Raw genomic sequence first — 1,270 nt, 5'->3', positions numbered from 1 at the left:
CACCGATCATTCTTGCCGCATCATTGACGCGGACGCAGATCGGATCAGGTGGCGGAGGACCGCTCATTTCGGATCACCTATCGGAGCCCGGTAGGTGACGGGATCGGCAAGCCAGTGATTAATGGCAGACTCCCGCCATCCAGCACCATGCACGCTGATCTTAATCTGTGCCGGAAAGGTGCCGTCGGCAATCTTGCGATAGAGGGTCGAACGAGAAAGCCCAGTGCGGGCGAGAACGGTTTTCATTCGGATGATACGGTCGGAACTGTTCATGGGGCAGTGTCCTCATTTCATGACGTTGCATAGGCCCCCTCCGATCAACATCAGACGGCCGAAGCCGCCCCGCAAGAGGGTGGGACTAGGCGTCACGGATCGGAGAGCGCACAAAGCGTGGACGTCTGGAGACTTCTGAAAACAATTGGGAACGGCGACGGATGATTGCGTAGCCAAGTGAAGGCTTGGCGATCAGCGCAGATTTTTTCCCATATCGTCCCAATGGATGAGCATCCGGACGTTCCGGATCGCCAAATTGGCGATCTAGCAGCTGCGTTACGTCGAGTCGTTCATGGCGATCTCCAGCAAAATGGAGGTCTGCCCGCCATCAACAAGCATGCTGGAATTATTCTCCGGATACAACAGGCAGGGGCTGCGCCTTTCAGGCCTTACCCTGTTCCTTTTCCATCCGCTCGACTTCGCGTTCGAGGACCTCGCGAATGAAGCCTGCCCGCCGTTTGGTTCCAACCAGCTTATCAATCCGCTCGCCCAGTCCTTCGGGCAAACGCACATTGGTCGATCTGAGGTTAAGCGGCGGTCTTCCCATGCTTTCGTCGTAACTGCCTGCGAACCCCATTCAACAGGAAGCAGAATAAGCGGCACCGCTTATTGCAATATTGTGCGTTTTGTCGTTATAAGCGGTGCCGGTTAATCCGTCGGCGAGGCTGAACCGACCTCCAGACGGCTGAATGGAGTGAATGCGATGAGCATCAACGACATGTTCGCCAGCGAATCAGTAGGCCACGCATCACGGCGTGAGATCCTGCGGAGTTTCGCGATTGCAGGAGCGGGGAGTGCGATCGTTATTGCTCCCTGGAATGAAGCATTGACTGCATTGCAGGGGCGATATGCAGACGCGCCGGTGACCTTGCGCCGCAGCCGCGAAAGCCGGGACCTGAGCAGAGACCGTTTTCAGAGCGCCGAGATCGCCTTTACCGGGATCGAGGCGGGCTTTTTCAGGCGGCATATCCGCACGACGCTTCATCAAGCCGGCGCA

General features: G+C 57.1%; 2 protein-coding genes and 1 pseudogene. 2 read left to right on the top strand and 1 reads right to left on the bottom strand.

Features of this window, described 5'->3' with window-relative positions; genetic code table 11:
- Positions 1–63: 63 nt before the first annotated feature.
- Positions 64–273 carry a helix-turn-helix transcriptional regulator gene (locus JQK15_RS26445; protein ID WP_214869626.1) on the bottom strand — a complete coding sequence of 70 codons (210 nt, stop codon included), beginning with the start codon at positions 271–273 and terminating at the stop codon, positions 64–66.
- A gap of 292 nt (positions 274–565) precedes the next feature.
- Here JQK15_RS26445 and JQK15_RS26440 point away from each other — a divergent pair, with 292 nt between their 5' ends.
- Positions 566–925, top strand: a complete 360-nt coding sequence (locus JQK15_RS26440; protein WP_214869624.1) for a hypothetical protein — start codon at positions 566–568, stop codon at positions 923–925.
- A gap of 51 nt (positions 926–976) precedes the next feature.
- Positions 977–1,270, top strand: a pseudogene (locus tag JQK15_RS26435) (hypothetical protein); the annotation flags it as partial.

The sequence above is a fragment of the Sphingobium sp. BHU LFT2 genome (assembly GCF_018604485.1).
Lineage (GTDB): Bacteria > Pseudomonadota > Alphaproteobacteria > Sphingomonadales > Sphingomonadaceae > Sphingobium > Sphingobium yanoikuyae_A.
This window is presented reverse-complemented; position numbering and strand designations above follow the sequence as displayed.